11 protein-coding genes are annotated in these 15,350 nt (G+C 65.7%); 6 read left to right on the top strand and 5 right to left on the bottom strand.

Features of this window, described 5'->3' with window-relative positions; translation table 11 throughout:
• Positions 1-125 precede the first annotated feature (125 nt).
• Entirely contained in the window at positions 126-2,177 is a 2,052-nt protein-coding gene (locus tag AC0Z6F_RS07895; RefSeq protein ID WP_485616885.1) for a glycoside hydrolase family 97 protein, read from the bottom strand.
• A 237-nt stretch (positions 2,178-2,414) separates the two neighbouring features.
• On the opposite strand from AC0Z6F_RS07895, the gene AC0Z6F_RS07890 reads away from it, so the two are divergent.
• The 5 genes from AC0Z6F_RS07890 to AC0Z6F_RS07870 all read left to right on the top strand — a co-directional run bounded on the left by AC0Z6F_RS07890 (position 2,415) and on the right by AC0Z6F_RS07870 (position 8,887).
• Positions 2,415-4,607, top strand: coding sequence for a glucosidase family protein (locus tag AC0Z6F_RS07890; RefSeq protein ID WP_100434188.1), 2,193 nt, complete (start codon positions 2,415-2,417; stop codon positions 4,605-4,607).
• A complete protein-coding gene (locus AC0Z6F_RS07885) occupies positions 4,604-6,091 on the top strand; it encodes an MFS transporter (protein ID WP_100434189.1) in 1,488 nt (495 codons plus the stop codon). The genes AC0Z6F_RS07890 and AC0Z6F_RS07885 overlap by 4 nt, the downstream gene beginning before the upstream one ends.
• The gene (locus AC0Z6F_RS07880; RefSeq protein WP_100434190.1) at positions 6,091-7,806 is read left to right on the top strand and encodes an alpha-amylase family glycosyl hydrolase; all 1,716 of its coding nucleotides are present in this window, start codon (positions 6,091-6,093) and stop codon (positions 7,804-7,806) included. The genes AC0Z6F_RS07885 and AC0Z6F_RS07880 overlap by 1 nt, the downstream gene beginning before the upstream one ends.
• Before the next feature lie 122 nt (positions 7,807-7,928).
• A complete protein-coding gene (locus AC0Z6F_RS07875) occupies positions 7,929-8,315 on the top strand; it encodes an SseB family protein (RefSeq protein ID WP_100434191.1) in 387 nt (128 codons plus the stop codon).
• A gap of 113 nt (positions 8,316-8,428) precedes the next feature.
• Positions 8,429-8,887: a GNAT family N-acetyltransferase gene (locus tag AC0Z6F_RS07870; protein WP_004147717.1), complete on the top strand. Its 459-nt coding sequence runs from the start codon at positions 8,429-8,431 to the stop codon at positions 8,885-8,887.
• A gap of 50 nt (positions 8,888-8,937) precedes the next feature.
• Here AC0Z6F_RS07870 and AC0Z6F_RS07865 read toward each other — a convergent pair whose 3' ends face one another.
• Together AC0Z6F_RS07865 and AC0Z6F_RS07860 are read right to left on the bottom strand one after the other, a co-directional pair.
• On the bottom strand, positions 8,938-9,312 hold the full coding sequence (locus tag AC0Z6F_RS07865; RefSeq protein ID WP_238378218.1) for a hypothetical protein: 375 nt from the start codon (positions 9,310-9,312) through the stop codon (positions 8,938-8,940).
• Between the two features lie 10 nt (positions 9,313-9,322).
• Complete coding sequence (locus AC0Z6F_RS07860; protein ID WP_012510345.1) at positions 9,323-10,222, bottom strand: hypothetical protein; 900 nt, start codon at positions 10,220-10,222, stop codon at positions 9,323-9,325.
• A 248-nt stretch (positions 10,223-10,470) separates the two neighbouring features.
• Here AC0Z6F_RS07860 and AC0Z6F_RS07855 point away from each other — a divergent pair, with 248 nt between their 5' ends.
• The gene (locus tag AC0Z6F_RS07855) at positions 10,471-10,758 is read left to right on the top strand and encodes a hypothetical protein (RefSeq protein ID WP_100434767.1); all 288 of its coding nucleotides are present in this window, start codon (positions 10,471-10,473) and stop codon (positions 10,756-10,758) included.
• 76 nt (positions 10,759-10,834) lie between these two features.
• Here the strand turns inward: AC0Z6F_RS07855 and AC0Z6F_RS07850 are convergent, their stop codons facing one another.
• Together AC0Z6F_RS07850 and AC0Z6F_RS07845 are read right to left on the bottom strand one after the other, a co-directional pair.
• Entirely contained in the window at positions 10,835-14,419 is a 3,585-nt protein-coding gene (locus tag AC0Z6F_RS07850) for an ABC transporter permease/M1 family aminopeptidase (protein WP_012510347.1), read from the bottom strand.
• Between the two features lie 12 nt (positions 14,420-14,431).
• A complete protein-coding gene (locus AC0Z6F_RS07845; RefSeq protein ID WP_004147722.1) occupies positions 14,432-15,334 on the bottom strand; it encodes an ABC transporter ATP-binding protein in 903 nt (300 codons plus the stop codon).
• Positions 15,335-15,350 lie beyond the last annotated feature (16 nt).

The raw sequence follows: 15,350 nt of genomic DNA, 5'->3' as shown, positions 1-15,350 counted from the left end.
CATATTTTTTTAGTGGGTTTGGTGGGGGTGTATTCTTTTTTGTTTTTTTTTTTTGGTGTTTCTGGTTTCTGCCCGACACCTTTTTCCACTGTTTTGCCTCCCAGCGGCCGCCACTACCGCGGCATTCAAAGCGGCGTGAAACGAATGGCCTGCCCACCCCCCGGTGCCAGCACCAGCGTCAGCACGTCGGCGCTGGTCACCTCTCGGGTTTCGCGCGCGAATGCGAAGGGGTTGCTGCGGAAATCCGCGCCGTCGCCATCGCGGTAGATCTCGGCGCGATAGCGCACGCCCGGTTCCAGGAAGCCCAGCGACACCGGCAGCACGCGGCCGTGCTCGTCGGTGATGCTGCCCAGGAACCAGTCACGGCTGTTGCGGTCGCGGCGCACGATCGTCACGTAGTCGCCCACTTCGCCATCGAGCACGCGGCTCTGCTCCCAGTCCACCGCCACGTCTTCGATGAAGCGGAACGCCTCACGGTGCTGCAGGTAGTGCTCGGGCAGGTCGGCGGCCATCTGGATCGGGCTGTACAGCACCACGTACAGGGCAAGCTGCCGCGCCAGCGTGCTGGGAATGGCCTGGCCGTGGCGGCCCTTCAGGCTGAGGATGCCGGGGGTGTAGTCCATCGGCCCGGCCAGCATGCGGGTGAACACCAGGTTGACCTCGTGTTCCGGTGGATTCGGTGGCTGGCCCCAGGCGTTGTACTCCATGCCGCGCGCACCTTCGCGCGAGATCCAGTTCGGGTAGGTGCGGCGCAGGCCGGTGTCCTTGATCGGCTCATGCGGGTTGACCGACAGGTGTCGGCGCGCGGCTTCCTGCACCACCTTCAGGTGGTGGCGGGCCATGAACTGCCCGTCATGCCACTCGCGCCACAGCGGGCCACCGGCCGGATCGCGGCGGTCGATCTGGCCGTCATCGCAGACGTAACCAGTCTTGAACTGGTCCACGCCCAACCGTGCGTACAGGTCCAGCGCAGCGCCCAGCTGCTCCTCGTAGTGCTCGATGGCACAGCCGGTTTCGTGGTGGCCGATCAGGTGCACGCCCTTCTTCAGGCCATAGGCCGACAGCGCCTCGATATCGAAATCGGGCGTGGCGCGGGTGAAGTCGAAGTCGTAGCCGTTGCCGACCCAGTTGCCGTCCCAGCCCGGGTTCCAGCCTTCCACCAGCACGCCACGAAAGCCGTGTGCGGCGGCGAAGTCGATCACCTTCTTCGTCTTCGCGGTGGTCGCCGCATGCTTCGGCCCGGTCGCCCAGCTCTCGTTGTCCAGGTGCATCGACCACCACACGCCCAGGTACTTGGCGGGCTTTACCCAGCTCACATCGCCCAGCGTATTGGGCTCGTTGAGGTTGAGGATCAGATCCGATTCGACCAGGCCACCGGCACGGTCGGCGATCTGCAGCGTGCGCCACGGCGTGGCGAAGGGCAGGGCGCGGCGCACCTTCCAGCCTTCGGCCGAAGGCGACAGCTGCGCACGCAGGCGCTGGCCCTCGGTGCGGCGCAGCCACATGCCGGCGTAGTCCACCAGGGCGGCCTCGTGGATCGCCACGTGCAGGCCGTCGCGGCTGCGCAGGGTCATCGGTGTATGCACCAGCGGCACCTCGTTCAGCGGCGTGCGCTGGTACAGGTACTCGTAGTGGATCGGTTCCCCGGCAGGGATCCACCACGCGGTGGAATCCTGTGCGATGGCGAACTCGGTGAGCTCGTCATCGATGATGGCTTCGCGCAGGTTCGGCTGCCCGGGGAATACGTAGCGGAAGCCGAGGCCATCGTCGTACACGCGGAACACCACGTCCAGCCGACGCTTGCTGCCGGTGGTCTCGGCCAGCTGCACGGTCAGCTCGTTGAAGTGGTTGCGGGTGACCCGGCGTTCGCCCCAGGGCTGCTCCCAGCTGTCATCGCTGCTGCGCCGTTGCTGGCCGAGCAGGGCGAAATCACGGTCCAGGCGGCCGTCGCGCAGGGCGAAGCCAAGCTTCGAATCCTCCACCACGACCTCGCCGAAGCGCTCGACGCGATAGCGCGCGGTGCCACCGTCCAGCACCAGACTGACCTTGAGCACCTTTCCCGGTGATTCGACACTGGCCACCTGCGGCGCGGCCTGCGCCAGCGTGGCCAGGCCCAGCAGGGCCAGGCCGAGCATCTGCGCGAACAGCGCGCGTACAACCGTGTGCGACATCGGCATTTCCCCTCCCAAGGCGCCGTTGGCAGACCCGGACCATAAGCCAGCGCGGCAGGCGCGCTACCGCGTGGCGCCATGAATACGTATGCAGCTGGACGCAGCCGACAGCCCCGCGTCTACCATGGGGCCAAGGCACCTTGAGGGAGGGGCCGCGCCCGCCCGCCGGCAACGACGGTGCGGACCTACAACGCGTGCAGAGAGGGAGGGAGGCCGACGGGCGCAAGCCGGTCCGCCGCTTCGATGCTGAAGATCATTTGCCTGACCGCTGCCCTGGGGGCAGCGCTGGGATCGACCGCGCAGGCGGCCGACCTGCAATTCGACGGCCGCCATGCGCGCGCCGAAGCCGCTGCCAACGGCAGCTTCGTGCTGCATGCGCCGAAGGGCGCAGTGCAGATCGCAGCCGCACCGATGCGCAGCCAGACCGGAAGCGTGATGTTCGATGCACTGTTCGCGCTGGCCCAGCAGGAGATGGACCAGGATCGCGTGGATGCGATCCGCGATCCTGCATTCGATGAGGGCCGGCCGGTGCCGTGCGAGTGCTTCCAGACAGGTGCGCGCTGGCCCTACGTGTGGACCCGCGATGTCAGCTTCGCCGCCGATCTGGCGCTGGCGCGGATGGACCCGCAGCGCACGCGGCAGTCGCTGCAGTTCAAGCTGTCCGCAGCGCGCGACGGGCATACGCCCGGCCTGTTCGTGGCGCAGGACACCGGTTCCGGTGGCAGTTGGCCGATCAGCAGCGATCGCGTGGTGTGGTTCCTGGCGGCACGTCACCTGCTGGAGGATCGCGCGTTTGCCGACCAGGTCTGGCAGGCGCTGCAGGGTACGCTGGCGCAGGACCGCGCGATGGTGTTCGACGCGCGAATGGGCCTTTATCGTGGCGAGACCTCCTTCCTGGATTGGCGTGAGCAGACCTATCCGGACTGGACCCGCGAGGACGTGCGCTTCATCGGCGATTCCTATGCGCTGTCCACCAACGTGCTGCACTACCAGGCGCTGCGCCTGGCCGAACGCCTGGCTGGCCAACATGGTGATGCCCGCGCGGCTGACTACAAGGCGTGGGCCGATGCGTTGGCGCAGCAGATCGATGCGCGCTTCTGGCGCGAGGACATGGGCCAGTACATGAGCTACATCGGCGAAGCCGCGCACCCGGTGCCCTACGCCAAGGTCGATCTGCTCGGCCTGTCGCTGGGCATCCTCGCCGAGGTGTTGCCGGCCGAGCGTGCGCGCCGTGCGCTGGCCGCCTACCCGATGGGGCCGGCCGGCAGTCCGGTGGTGTGGCCGCAGGAGTCGCAGCAGCCGATCTACCACAACCGCGCGATCTGGCCGTTCGTCAGCGCCTACTCGCTGCGTGCGGCGCGGCAGCTGGACGATGCGCCGCGCATCGCTGCCGAAATCCGCTCGCTGATGCAGGGCGCGGCGCTGGCCGCTTCCAACATGGAGAACTACGAGCTGGTCAGCCAGGCCGTGCATGTCGACGAAGGCGCACTCAGCGGCCCGGTGGTCAACTCCGAACGCCAGTTGTGGTCGGTGGCCGGCTATCTGTCGATGGTGCTCGAAGGTGTGTTCGGTGTGCAGGACGATGGCCGCGTGCAGCCCAAGCTGCCGGTCACACTGGTGCCGGAGCTGTTCGGTACGCAGCGTCGCATCAGCCTGGAGGCCGGTGGCAAGCGCTACGTGCTGGAGCGCCCGCAGCAGCTGGGTGATGGCCTGCTGGTGGCGGGCAGGACGCTGATCCAGGGCAACACGACCACGGTGCAGCTGATGGCTGCACAGTCCGCGACCGGCTTCGGTGGCACAACCGCCGACGCCAATGCGCGTGCGCCGGCCACGCCGACCGCACCGCAGGCCACACGCAATGGCGCTGGCTGGAGCGTGCCGGTCACGACTGGGCAGGTTCTGTGGAAGGACGGCAGGGCCGTCGCCGCCAGCAATGGCCCGGTGCACATCAGCGACGATGGCCTGCGGCACTGCCTCAGCCTGACCCGGCGCGAGGGTGCATTGGAATCGCTGCACAGCCCGATGCTCTGCGTCGGTCCGCAGCAGGTGCTGAAGGGCGAGGAACGCTGGCAGTTCACCGCGGCCCAGGCCGGGCAGGTGGGCCTGCGCCTGCAGTACAGCAACGCGAACGGGCCGATCAACACCGGCGTCACGGCTGCGGTCAAGCAGCTGGTTCTGCAGTGCCCGGGCCAGCCGTTGCAGCGGCATACGGTCACCCTGCCGCACAGCGTGGCGGTGCAGGATTCGACCTCGGCAACATTCGCGGTGCCCAAGGGGCGGTGCACGGTCACGCTTGAAGAGGGCTTCAACATGAGCGCGCTGCAGCACTTCGCGCATTACACCGGCGGCAAGGGCGGGCGTGATGGTGTGCTCAACCAGGCCCAGGTGCAGGCACTGAAGGTGGCGCCGGTGGCGATGGAAGAGGGCGCACGATGAGTCGTCCCGCCAAACCGCAGCTGTCGTTCTGGCAGATCTGGAACATGTGTTTCGGTTTCCTCGGCATCCAGTTCGGCTTCGCCCTGCAGAACGCCAATGCCAGCCGCATCTTCGAGACCCTGGGCGCGGACATGGACGCGGTGCCGGGGCTGTGGATCGCTGCGCCGCTGACCGGCCTGCTGGTGCAGCCGGTGATCGGCTACCTGTCCGACCGCACCTGGACGCGCTGGGGCCGCCGCCGTCCGTTCTTCATGATCGGCGCGGTGCTGACCACACTGGCCCTGCTGGTGATGCCGAACTCGCCAACGCTGTGGATTGCCGCTGGCACGCTGTGGGTGCTGGACGCCTCGATCAATGTGTCGATGGAACCGTTCCGCGCCTTCGTCGGTGACCAGTTGGCACCGCGCCAGCGACCGGTCGGCTACGCGATGCAGAGCTTTTTCATCGGTGTCGGTGCCATCGTTGCCAGCTTCCTGCCGTTCATCCTCGCCCATTTCGGTGTGGCCAATACCGCAGCTGCCGGCGAAGTGCCCGATACCGTGCGCTATGCGTTCTACTTCGGTGCGGTGGTGCTGCTGGCGGCGATCACCTGGACGGTGGTCAGCACCCGCGAGTACTCACCGACGGAGCTGGCTGGCTTTGATGATGCCGAGCCGCCAGCGCACCACGCAGGGACTGCCATCGGTGGCCCGGCGCCGTGGACGCAGGTGGCGCTGTGGCTGGGGCTCGGCGTGGTGCTGGCGCTGCTGATCGCCTGGCGGCAGGGCGACAAGATGCTGTACGTGCTTGCGGGATTGTGTGCGGGTTACGGCGTGCTGCTTGCGCTCGCCCGTGCGCTGCCGGGCACCCACATGCTGGCCGCCATCGTCGGCGATCTGCGCGCGATGCCGGTCACCATGCGTCGCCTGGCGTGGGTGCAGTTCTTCTCGTGGTTCGCGTTGTTCGCGATGTGGATCTACACCACCGCCGCGGTGGCCGGTATCCACTTCGGCTCGACCGATCCGCAGTCGGCGGCCTACAACGAGGGAGCCAACTGGGTGGGGGTGCTGTTCGGCGCCTACAACGGCTTCGCTGCGCTGGCCGCGGTACTGATCCCGCCGATGGTGCGTGCGATCGGCCTGCGTTGGAGCCACCTGGTCAACCTGTGGCTGGGCGGTGCCGGCCTGGTGTCGCTGATGTTCATCCGCGACCCACACTGGCTGCTGCTGTCGATGGTCGGCGTCGGCTTCGCCTGGGCATCCATTCTTTCGCTGCCATACGCACTGCTGTCCGACAGTGTGCCGGCATCGAAGATGGGCGTGTACATGGGCATCTTCAATTTCTTCATCGTGATCCCGCAGCTGGTCGCGGCCAGTGCGCTCGGCTTCGCCCTGCGCGCCTGGCTGGGTGGCCAGCCGATGCATGTGCTGGTGCTGGGCGGCTGCAGCCTGTTCGTCGCCGGCCTGTGCGTGCTGCGGGTTCCGTCCCGTCCGGAGGTGGTGTGATGCGTGGTGCGCTGTCTGTTGCTGTTTCCCTGGTGCTGCTGGCCGGCCATGCGGCGGCCGCGCCGCGCCCGGACTATGTCGGCACCACTGAGCCGTTCGCCAGCGATGCGGTGTACTTCGTGGTCACCGACCGCTTCGTCAACGGTGACCCGTCCAACGACCACCGCGACCAGGGCGGCAAGCACCGCACCTTCGATATCCCGGTGCCGTGCCCGGACAAGGTGGACGGCAATATCGGCTACCTCGGTGGCGACTTCCGCGGCGTGCTCGACAATGCGCAGTACATCCGCAACCTCGGCTTCGGCGCGGTATGGATCACGCCGATCATCGACAACCCGGACGAGGCGTTCACCGGCAGCAAGGCGATCAGCTGTACCAGCACGCTGACCGATCGTGGCAAGACCGGTTATCACGGCTACTGGGGCGTCAATTTCTACAAACTCGATGAGCACCTGCCCAGCAGGGATCTGGACTTCGCCGGGCTGACCAAGGGCCTGCATGGCGCAGGCCTGAAAGTGGTGCTGGACATTGTCGGCAACCACGGCTCGCCGGCCTGGACCATGCCGACGCGGCAGCCGCAGTTCGGCCAGATCTTCGACAAGGACGGCACGCTGATCGCCGATCACCAGAACCTGCCACCGCAGAAACTGGACCCGAAGCACAACCCGCTGCACGCGTTCTACAACAACATCGGTCCGGTCGACAGCAAGGACGCCTCGATCTTCGATGGCAACCTGGCTGAACTGTCCGACTTCAACCAGGACAATCCGGCGGTGATGGATTATCTGGTGGGTGCTTACCTGCAGTGGACTTCACAAGGGGTAGATGCGCTGCGCATCGATACCATCGGCTGGCTGCCGCATCCGTGGTGGCATGCCTTCGTCAAACGCATCCGCGCTGAACATCCGGGCATGTTCATGTTCGGCGAAGCGTTCGACTACAACGCGGCGAGCATCGCCGAACACACCTGGCCGTCCAATGCCAACGTGAGCGTGCTGGATTTCCCGTTGCGCGGCGCGTTGGAACAGACCTTCGGCATCGCCGGCAAGGGCTTTGAAACCCTGGCCGAGCCACTGCACCTGACCGGCGGCCCGTACGCCAATCCGTACGAGCTGATGAGCTTCTACGACAACCACGACATGCCGCGCCTGCAGGCCAGCGACAACGGCTTCATCGATGCGCACAACTGGTTGTTCACCGCACGCGGCATTCCGGTGGTCTACTACGGCTCGGAAACCGGCTTCATGCGTGGTCGAGCCGAGCACGCAGGAAACCGTGCCTACTTCGGCCAGCCGCGCGTGGATGCTGCCCCGCAGAGCCCGATCTTCACGCCGCTGCAGCGCATCGCCAGGCTGCGCGCAGCCACCCCGGCCCTGCAGCGCGGCCTGCAGGTGAACGAACGCCTGCAGGGCGACGAGGCGGTGTTCTTCCGCGTGCTGCAGCAGGGCGACGTGGCGCAGACCGCGCTGGTGCTGCTGAACAAGGGCGACCGGGCCAGAACCTTCACCGTAGCGCGTTACGTGCAGGCAGGCCGCTGGCGCGATGCACTGGACGGCGGTTCGTTGCAGGTGGATGCCTCCCTGAAGGCCGACGTGCCCGCGCACGGCGTGAAGGTGTACGTGCTGGACGCCGCCGTGCAGGAGCCGGCCCTGCAGGCTGAGCTGGACAAGGCGATGGCCGACCAGCGGGCGCGGGACCAGCGGCTGGGGCGGTAGTGCCGGCCGCTGGCCGGCAACCCATGAATCCATGGCACCTTCAGGTGCCGGCCAGCGGCCGGCACTACCTGGTTTGGCTGCATCCGGCACAATAGGCCCCCCTCACGCCCCGCCGTACCGCCATGACCGACCTCGCCCCGCAGACCCCGATCGAAACCCTGCTGAAGGCGGCGATGGACGGGGCGGTGCCGATCCGCGCCTTCATGGAAGCCTTCGTCGCCTCCGAGGTGGTGCTCCTGACCGGCAGCCTGGTCACCCCCGACGGCAGCGGCTTCGACCCGCTGCTGTTCGACAAGCAGGGCACCCTGCATGTGGCCGTGTTCACCGACCCGTCGCGGGTCGGCACCTACAGCCAGCAGGCCGAACACCATATCCGCTGGCTGATGCTGGACGTGCTGCGCCGCGTGCCGGGTGGCTATGGCGTGGTGATCAATCCGGGCACCCCGCTGGGCTTCGAGATCTCACCGAGCGGCGTGGGCGAGATCCTGAAGGACTTTGCGCAGGGCTGAACCGCCGCCGTGTAATTTGTAGAGTCGAGCCATGCTCGACTGCCGTTCGCACAATGCCAGATCAGTCGAGCATGGCTCGACTCTACAGAACGCTTCCCCATTGAGGCACCGCCATGGAGTTCAGGGAATTACCCGCCGACGCACCGGAACGGCAGCAACTGGCGCAGTGGTATTACGCGGAATGGGGCCGGGACGCTGGCCTGTCGCTTGAACAGGAACTGCAACGGCTCAACCGGCCGCAGGATGCCGAGGGTCTCCCGCATCTGATTGCCGCCTTCGATGGCGACCAGGTGGTCGGCGCGGTGCAGTTGAAGCGCAGGGAGATGCCGGCATTCCCGCAGTACGAGCATTGGCTGGGCAGCGTGTTCGTGGCCGATAGTCATCGCGGGCGTGGGCTGGCTGGCGCGCTGGTCGAACAGGCCGCGGCGCAGGCGGTGCGGATGGGCGTTTCCGAACTGCACCTGCAGACCGAATCCCTGGATGGCGGTCTGTATACGCGGCTGGGCTGGAAGCCGCTGCAGGAAGCCGACAACCATGGTTGTCGCGTGCTGGTGATGGTGCGTTCCCTATAAGAAAAGTGTCATGGCGTGCCCGAGTTTTGGAGACTCCGGGCAACGGATGCTCAATCGCCCGCCAGGCCACCGGCCGTGAGGGCAGCATTGCGTCGTACTTCGTCACGCTCGATGTATCTCAGGAGATCCTGTTGGAGAATGCGCCTGCTGATTTCTGCAAGACGGTTATTCTTTGCATCTGACTTCCCGGGTGAGCTGGCTGAAAGCAGGAGCATGTTAGCGATGTGGGACGAGATTCTGGACTGAAGTTCAGCCTGCGACCTTGCCTCGCCATCCTCGTCGAACAACAGATGGATGGACATGGCGAGGTCGTCGCTGTACTGGTGTCTGAGGCTGGGCAGTCCGTGGGTGATGTGCCATGCCCCCAGAAGCGAGAACACAATGGCCACCAGGGAATGCGTTCCCAGCTGCAACCATATCTTCATGACTAATCTCCTAGCGCGGGCGGATCCATTCGCAGCGGTCCAGCTTTCCATTTACCGACCCGCATCGGAAGTAGCCGCCACTGAAGTTGTAGCGCACCTCGCGAGGCCAATCGCCCCTATCGACATCAATATCAATCTTTCCCCCGTTCTTGATGGTGTCTGATTCAGGCAAGGCTTGGCCAAGAACATCCTTTGCCGTGCCTTTGATCAGTCGCGCCGCCCCTCTGGCCATTGGATTGATCTGCCAGCAGGCGGTGTCGCCGTTGTCCATCAGCAGGCAGCCGCCAACACCTCTGCCGAAGAAATGCTCAAGCGACCTGAAAAGGGAGCCAACGAGGTTTCCATTTATCTGTCCATGCTGCCAGGCTGGATTGTTCGTCGTATGCGCGATTCGGATCGCATCGTCGACTGCCGGAATGAACTGGTTTGCGACATACACACTTGAAAAGTATCCACTGTCGTTCCTGGGTTTGATGAACACCCATTCCTTCGACATTCGGACAATTGCTTCGAGCTGAAGCCGTTCGCTGTCCGCCAAGCCCTGTGAGCTGCTGTCGAAGTCACCTTGTCCATGCCGTGACAGCACCGGCTGGCTCGGTAGGCGCCAGCCTGGAACGTTGATGTCAGCCGCGACTCCCGGATCACCTTGGGGAGCGGCCTGGTGGAAGCGTCTGGGAACCTCGCCAGGAGGAATGTAGTTGACGGTGACGTAGAGTGCTTGGGCGGTGTTGGGGTTGACCACGAGATAGACCTCCCAGCCACGTCGGAACCCATGAGCCATCTCGCCAGCGGATTCGTATTGCCAGGATTGAGTGCAATTGCCACAGGTGACTACCTGGACCGCGTGCGCCTCGAACGGGGAAAGCGCGGTGCCTGCCAGAATCAAGGTGGCTGCAGAGACCATTTTCACAAAGTGACTCCTTGGACGAGTGGGTGTACCCGTGGGCACACCTTCCCGATCCACGGTGTTCCCACTCATTCACCTTGCGCTTCGTGGCGACCGCCGCGTATCGGTATCCGCCGTGCGGTGCGTCAGAGATCCGAGGATCCTGGTGTAAGGCATCCAATCTGGCGGCGATGGGGCCATCTGCTGCACCCAAGGTCAGTGAGCGTTATTCTGGAAGCGGACTCCATCTTCTGGTGGCTGATAACGTGACCATGGCTGCACTCCATCATTCCCGCGCCGCGCTGATCTTCCTGATCGCGGCCATCGCCGCCGCGCTGGTGTCCATGCCCTTGCTGCGCGCGGTGGGCATTGTGCAGTGGCCGGTGTTTGTCATCGCCTGGCTGATCAACCTGGGCGCGGCCTGGCATCTGGCGCAGTGGGCGCGCCAGCAGGGCCGGTCGGCCTGGGCCTTCGGGTTGCCGGCGGCACTGGGTACCGTCGCCTCGATCGTGGTCTATGTACTGCTGGCGTTGCTGGGGCCGAAGGCGGCGGCGCGCTGAAGGCGCTGTGCCGAGCATGGCTCGGCACTACATGCGGCATGCGGAGCGCCGACGCAACCGCCGGCGCTCCATCACTTCACATCGTCACCTTGCGCCGGTTGTCATCGCTCACCCGGTCGATCAGCTTGTTGTACGGGTCGAAGCCTGCTTCGTCCGGCTTTTCGTCCACCGTCACCGTGATCTTCGGCGCGGCGCTGGTGATGTGGTGGCGCTGCAGGTACAGCACCTTCTGGTCGCGTTCCTTACCCGAAGGCCCATTGGCGAACACGCCGATCTCAACCCAGTCATCCATCGTGCCGTCGCTCTCCTTGCCCTTGCCATCGGCGTACTGCTTGGCCGCGTGCAGGTCCAGGGTTACGTCGTAGCGACCGTCATCGCGCTTGCGGGCGCTGGCGGTCATCACGCGGTTGTCGTAGAAACTGATCTTCTCGAACAGGTCGGTGACCAGCTGCTGGCGATCAGCTGGCGTTTCGGCACGGATATAGTCCAGCAGTTCGCGTGAGGTGGTATACGGCGGCTGCTGGTAGCCCTTGTCCTGCAGGAAGCGCTTCAGGGCGCGGTTCAGGGCCTGCTCGCCGATCTCCTCGCGCAGCCGGTAGAACACCAGCGAACCCTTCTGGTAGTGGATGTACTGCTGGTTTTCCACGCGCTCCAGCGGCTGCTCCTCGATGGCCTCGCCACCGCGTCCGGACAGGTAGCCGTCCAGCTCGCGCTTGAGGAACTGGCGCATGTGCTGGCGGCCGTACTCCTGCTCCATCACCATCAGCGCAGAGTACTGCGACAGCGACTCGGACAGGACCGTGGCGCCCTGCACATTGGCACCGATCACCTGGTGCGCCCACCACTGGTGTGCGATCTCGTGCGCGGTCACGTAGAACACGTAGTCCACCTTGTCCGGATCACGCAGGTCGGCGATGAAACCGATGGCCTCGGAGTAGGGGATGGTATTGGCGAACGACTGTGCGAAGCGCGCATAGCCCGGGAACTCGATGATGCGCACCTGGCGATGCTGGTACGGCGTGAAGTTCGCTTCGTAGTAGGCCAGCGACTTCTGCACCGCTTCGATCATCCGGTCCACGTTGTAGCCGTGCGCCGGATCGAAGTAGACCTCGATCGGGAGGTCCTTGTACTTCGCCCTGCGCACCTCCCAGCGTGCCGACAGGTAGGCGTAGAAGTTCAGCATCGGGCGGTCCATCGCGTAGCTGAAGCAACGCCGGCCGTTCACCGTGGTCTCGTGCTGCAGGTAGCCCGGGGCCAGCGCCACCTGGTCCGGCGCGGTGCAGACCGTGGTGCGGAAGTCGAGCCAATCGGCATCGTTGGAGATGTAGGTGTTGGCACGCGCGGCTTCGTCTTCCAGCTTGGGCATGCGCCGCGGTTCGCCGAGGTCACGCTTGCGACGCTCGTTGCGGTCGCTGATCTCCGCACCTTCGTTGTAGCCGAAGGACGGCAGCACGCGGCTGTTGAAGAAGGTGCCGTTGTCGACGATGTTGCTTGGTGCCTGGCCGGCGGTGATGCCGTTGGGCCTCTGCACCACCCGGAAGTGGACGCTGCGGCTTTCACCCGGCTGCAGTGGCGTAGCCAGGCGGTAGATGCGGTAGCCAAGGTCGGCGTCGTGCATCGACAGGGTCTGTCCGCCCAGATCGGCGGCGACCAGCTGCTTGTCATCGCCCATCGACACATGCACCTCCTGGATCGGCACGGCATGCGTGTTGCGTACCGTCCAGTTCGCGTCGATCACCATCGACTGTGTTTCCGGGAACACGTCCACGCGGTTGTCCACCGCTACGATGCGTGGTTGCGGCAGGTTGCGGTACTTCGACAGTTCACGCTCGTAGCGGGCCTGCAGGTCCAGCTGCTGGTCGGGCGAGAGGAACTCGTTGCGGATGTTGGTGCTCCAGTACAGCCAGCCGCCCACACCGATGAAGGCCAGTGCCGCCAGCGCTGCAAAGGCGCCGGTCGGACCGCGCAGGCGACGACCGGCCAGGGCCAGGCGCTGGCGCAAGCCCTGGCTGACACCGCGTACCCAGAACGCCGAGGCCAGGCACATCAGGGTCAGCAGGAACAGCGCCCAGTAACCCTGGAAGGCCAGTTGCCCCGGCAGGAAGTGACCGTAGCCGTTCATGTCCGAATAGGGCGCGATGGGCCAGCTGCCGAAGTTGTACAGGTTCTGCGTGTAGTCCAGCAGGCCCAGAACACCCTGGCCGATCATCACCACGATCAGCAGCGCGTAGCCGACGAACTTGTTGTTGGTCAGCACCTGCAGCACCAGCGCCAGGCCGCCCATCAGGATGTAGACCACCGAATCCAGCGCCAGGCTGCGCAGGTACAGCAGCGGCTCCAGGTGGGTGTAGCCCTTGGTCAGCTGCACGCCCATCGCCGCCAGCGCGCCGGCCGCCTGGAAGCAGACGATCACCGCCAGCAGCGCGGTGAACTTGGCCAGCAGCGGCACCCAGTTCGGCACCGGCATGGCATCGGTCACCTCGTTGATGCGCGCGCTGCGTTCCTTCCAGACCAGTTCACCGGCGAAGAACAGCACGATGATCACCAGCAGCCAGCTGAAGGCACCCTGCAGGCCCATGATCATCTGCGAAGTGACCGGCCAGATCGAGGTGCCATACAGCGTCTGCCGGAACAGCGCGCTGGGCAGGAAGTTGGCCAGGCCCAGCACCAGCAGCACGATGAACGGCACGCTGCGCAGAACGCCGCGTGTATCGAAGCGGACCTGGCGCAGGAACTGCTGCCACGCCGTGGTGGTAGTGAACGCCGGCACCACGCGCGGCAGCGTTGCGCGGGTGGGGCGGACGGCGCCGGCATCGGCAACCGGTTGCGCCTGCCTGCGGCCCCAGCGCCGACGGCCACTGCCGCTGCGTTCGGTGCGGAACAACGCGAAGGTGGCGGCGAACAGCGCGGCGGCCACGCCCAGCCACAGGGTGCGGTTGGCCAGCAGGTAGCCGGCCAGCTCGGGAATTCCGCTGTTGCGCTCGGCGGTGGACCAGTAGCGGATGGTGCGGCCCAGTGCGCGCATGCCCAGCGGTTCGCTCAGCACCGCGATCCAGGTGTTGTCGATGTCGCGCAGCAGGGCCGCGCTGGCGCCGTACAGCACCAGGTAGGCCACCAGGCCGATGTAGACCCACAGGATCGAACGGGTCAGGGCTGCCAGCAGCGACAGCAGTGCGGTGGTGAACAACAGGTTCGGGATGACGATGACTGCGAACGTCCACGCATAGCCCTGCCAGCTGATCGGGCCCATGCGTTCGGGATCGACCCACGGCATGAACGGCGCCAGCCACAGGCCAAATGCAATCACGATGTAGACCAGCAAGCCGGCGGCCAGGGCGGCAGCGATGCGCCCTGCCAGGTAGTCGCGGCGCTTCACCGGGCTGGCGAAGATCAGCTCGGCGGTGCCCAGTTCGAAGTCACGCAGCAGCGCGTTGCTGACGAAAAGGGCGCTGACCAGCATGCCGAGCAGGGTGAAGATGCCCAGCATCTGCGCGATCACGGTGGGCGCGTTGCTGTGCACGTTGCCGCTGCCACCACCGATCTGTACCGCATCGCTGGAGGCGGCCGCGAAGGCAAGCAGGGCGAACAGCGCGGCCAGCAGCCACAGCAGTGGAGAACGCAGCTGCTCGCGCAGCTCGAAGCGGAAGAAGTTGAGAATCATGGCGTGCTCCGCTCAGGCTGCCGCGCGGGCACGGGCCTGCAGGCGCAGGCGCTGGAAGTAGACGTCCTCGAGGTCGGGAGCCACCGCCGCGAAGCCGTCGCCGGGATCGTTGGCACTGTGCACGTGGATCACCGGGCGGCCTCCGACCAGACGGGTCGACAGCACCACGTAGCGCGCCTCGTGGTCGGCCAGTTCCGAAGGGTCGACCTGCTTGCGCCAGACCTGCTGCTGCAGGGCATCGATGGCTTCGGCGGGGCGGCCGGTCAGCAGTACCTGGCCCTTGTTCATGATCGCCATGGTGGGGCACAGGTCGGTCACGTCTTCGACGATGTGGGTGGACAGGATCACCGCCACGTTCTCGCCGATGGCCGCCAGCAGGTTGAGGAAGCGGTTGCGTTCCTCGGGGTCGAGGCCGGCGGTGGGCTCGTCGACGATCACCAGCCGCGGGTCACCGAGCAGTGCCTGGGCAATGCCGAAGCGCTGGCGCATGCCGCCCGAGTACGTGCCGAGCTTGCGCTTGCGTGCGTCCCACAGGTTCACCTGCTGCAGCAGGCCATCGACCACCTCGCGGCGCTGCGCGCGCTGGGTCAGGCCCTTGAGCACCGCGAAATGCTCCAGCAGGTCCAGTGCGCTGACCTTCGGGTACACGCCGAAATCCTGCGGCAGGTAGCCCAGCCGGCGGCGCACCGCGTCCTTGTCGCGCAGCACGTCGATCGGTGCTTCGCCGGGAATGGTGAGGATCGCCGAACCGCTGTCGGCCTCCTGCAGGGTGGACAGCGTGCGCATCAGCGACGACTTGCCAGCGCCGTTCGGGCCGAGCAGGCCGAACATGCCGCGCGGGATGTCCAGGCTGACATTGTTGAGCGCGTGCACGCCGTTGGCGTACGTCTTGGACAGTGAATCGATCTTCAGCATGCGACGTACACCTTTC

The sequence above is a fragment of the Stenotrophomonas sp. 1L-E-5-B-C3 genome, assembly GCF_057292075.1.
This window is presented reverse-complemented; position numbering and strand designations above follow the sequence as displayed.

Excerpts from the sequence above, each read along its gene's own strand:
- AC0Z6F_RS07850 (WP_012510347.1), bottom strand. The coding sequence starts at position 14,419 with ATGATTCTCAACTTCTTCCGCTTCGAGCTGCGCGAGCAGCTGCGTTCT.
- AC0Z6F_RS07865 (WP_238378218.1), bottom strand. The coding sequence starts at position 9,312 with ATGAAGATATGGTTGCAGCTGGGAACGCATTCCCTGGTGGCCATTGTG.
- AC0Z6F_RS07895 (WP_485616885.1), bottom strand. The coding sequence starts at position 2,177 with ATGCCGATGTCGCACACGGTTGTACGCGCGCTGTTCGCGCAGATGCTC.
- AC0Z6F_RS07870 (WP_004147717.1), top strand. The coding sequence starts at position 8,429 with ATGGAGTTCAGGGAATTACCCGCCGACGCACCGGAACGGCAGCAACTG.
- AC0Z6F_RS07855 (WP_100434767.1), top strand. The coding sequence starts at position 10,471 with ATGGCTGCACTCCATCATTCCCGCGCCGCGCTGATCTTCCTGATCGCG.
- AC0Z6F_RS07875 (WP_100434191.1), top strand. The coding sequence starts at position 7,929 with ATGACCGACCTCGCCCCGCAGACCCCGATCGAAACCCTGCTGAAGGCG.
- AC0Z6F_RS07885 (WP_100434189.1), top strand. The coding sequence starts at position 4,604 with ATGAGTCGTCCCGCCAAACCGCAGCTGTCGTTCTGGCAGATCTGGAAC.
- AC0Z6F_RS07845 (WP_004147722.1), bottom strand. The coding sequence starts at position 15,334 with ATGCTGAAGATCGATTCACTGTCCAAGACGTACGCCAACGGCGTGCAC.
- AC0Z6F_RS07890 (WP_100434188.1), top strand. The coding sequence starts at position 2,415 with ATGCTGAAGATCATTTGCCTGACCGCTGCCCTGGGGGCAGCGCTGGGA.
- AC0Z6F_RS07880 (WP_100434190.1), top strand. The coding sequence starts at position 6,091 with ATGCGTGGTGCGCTGTCTGTTGCTGTTTCCCTGGTGCTGCTGGCCGGC.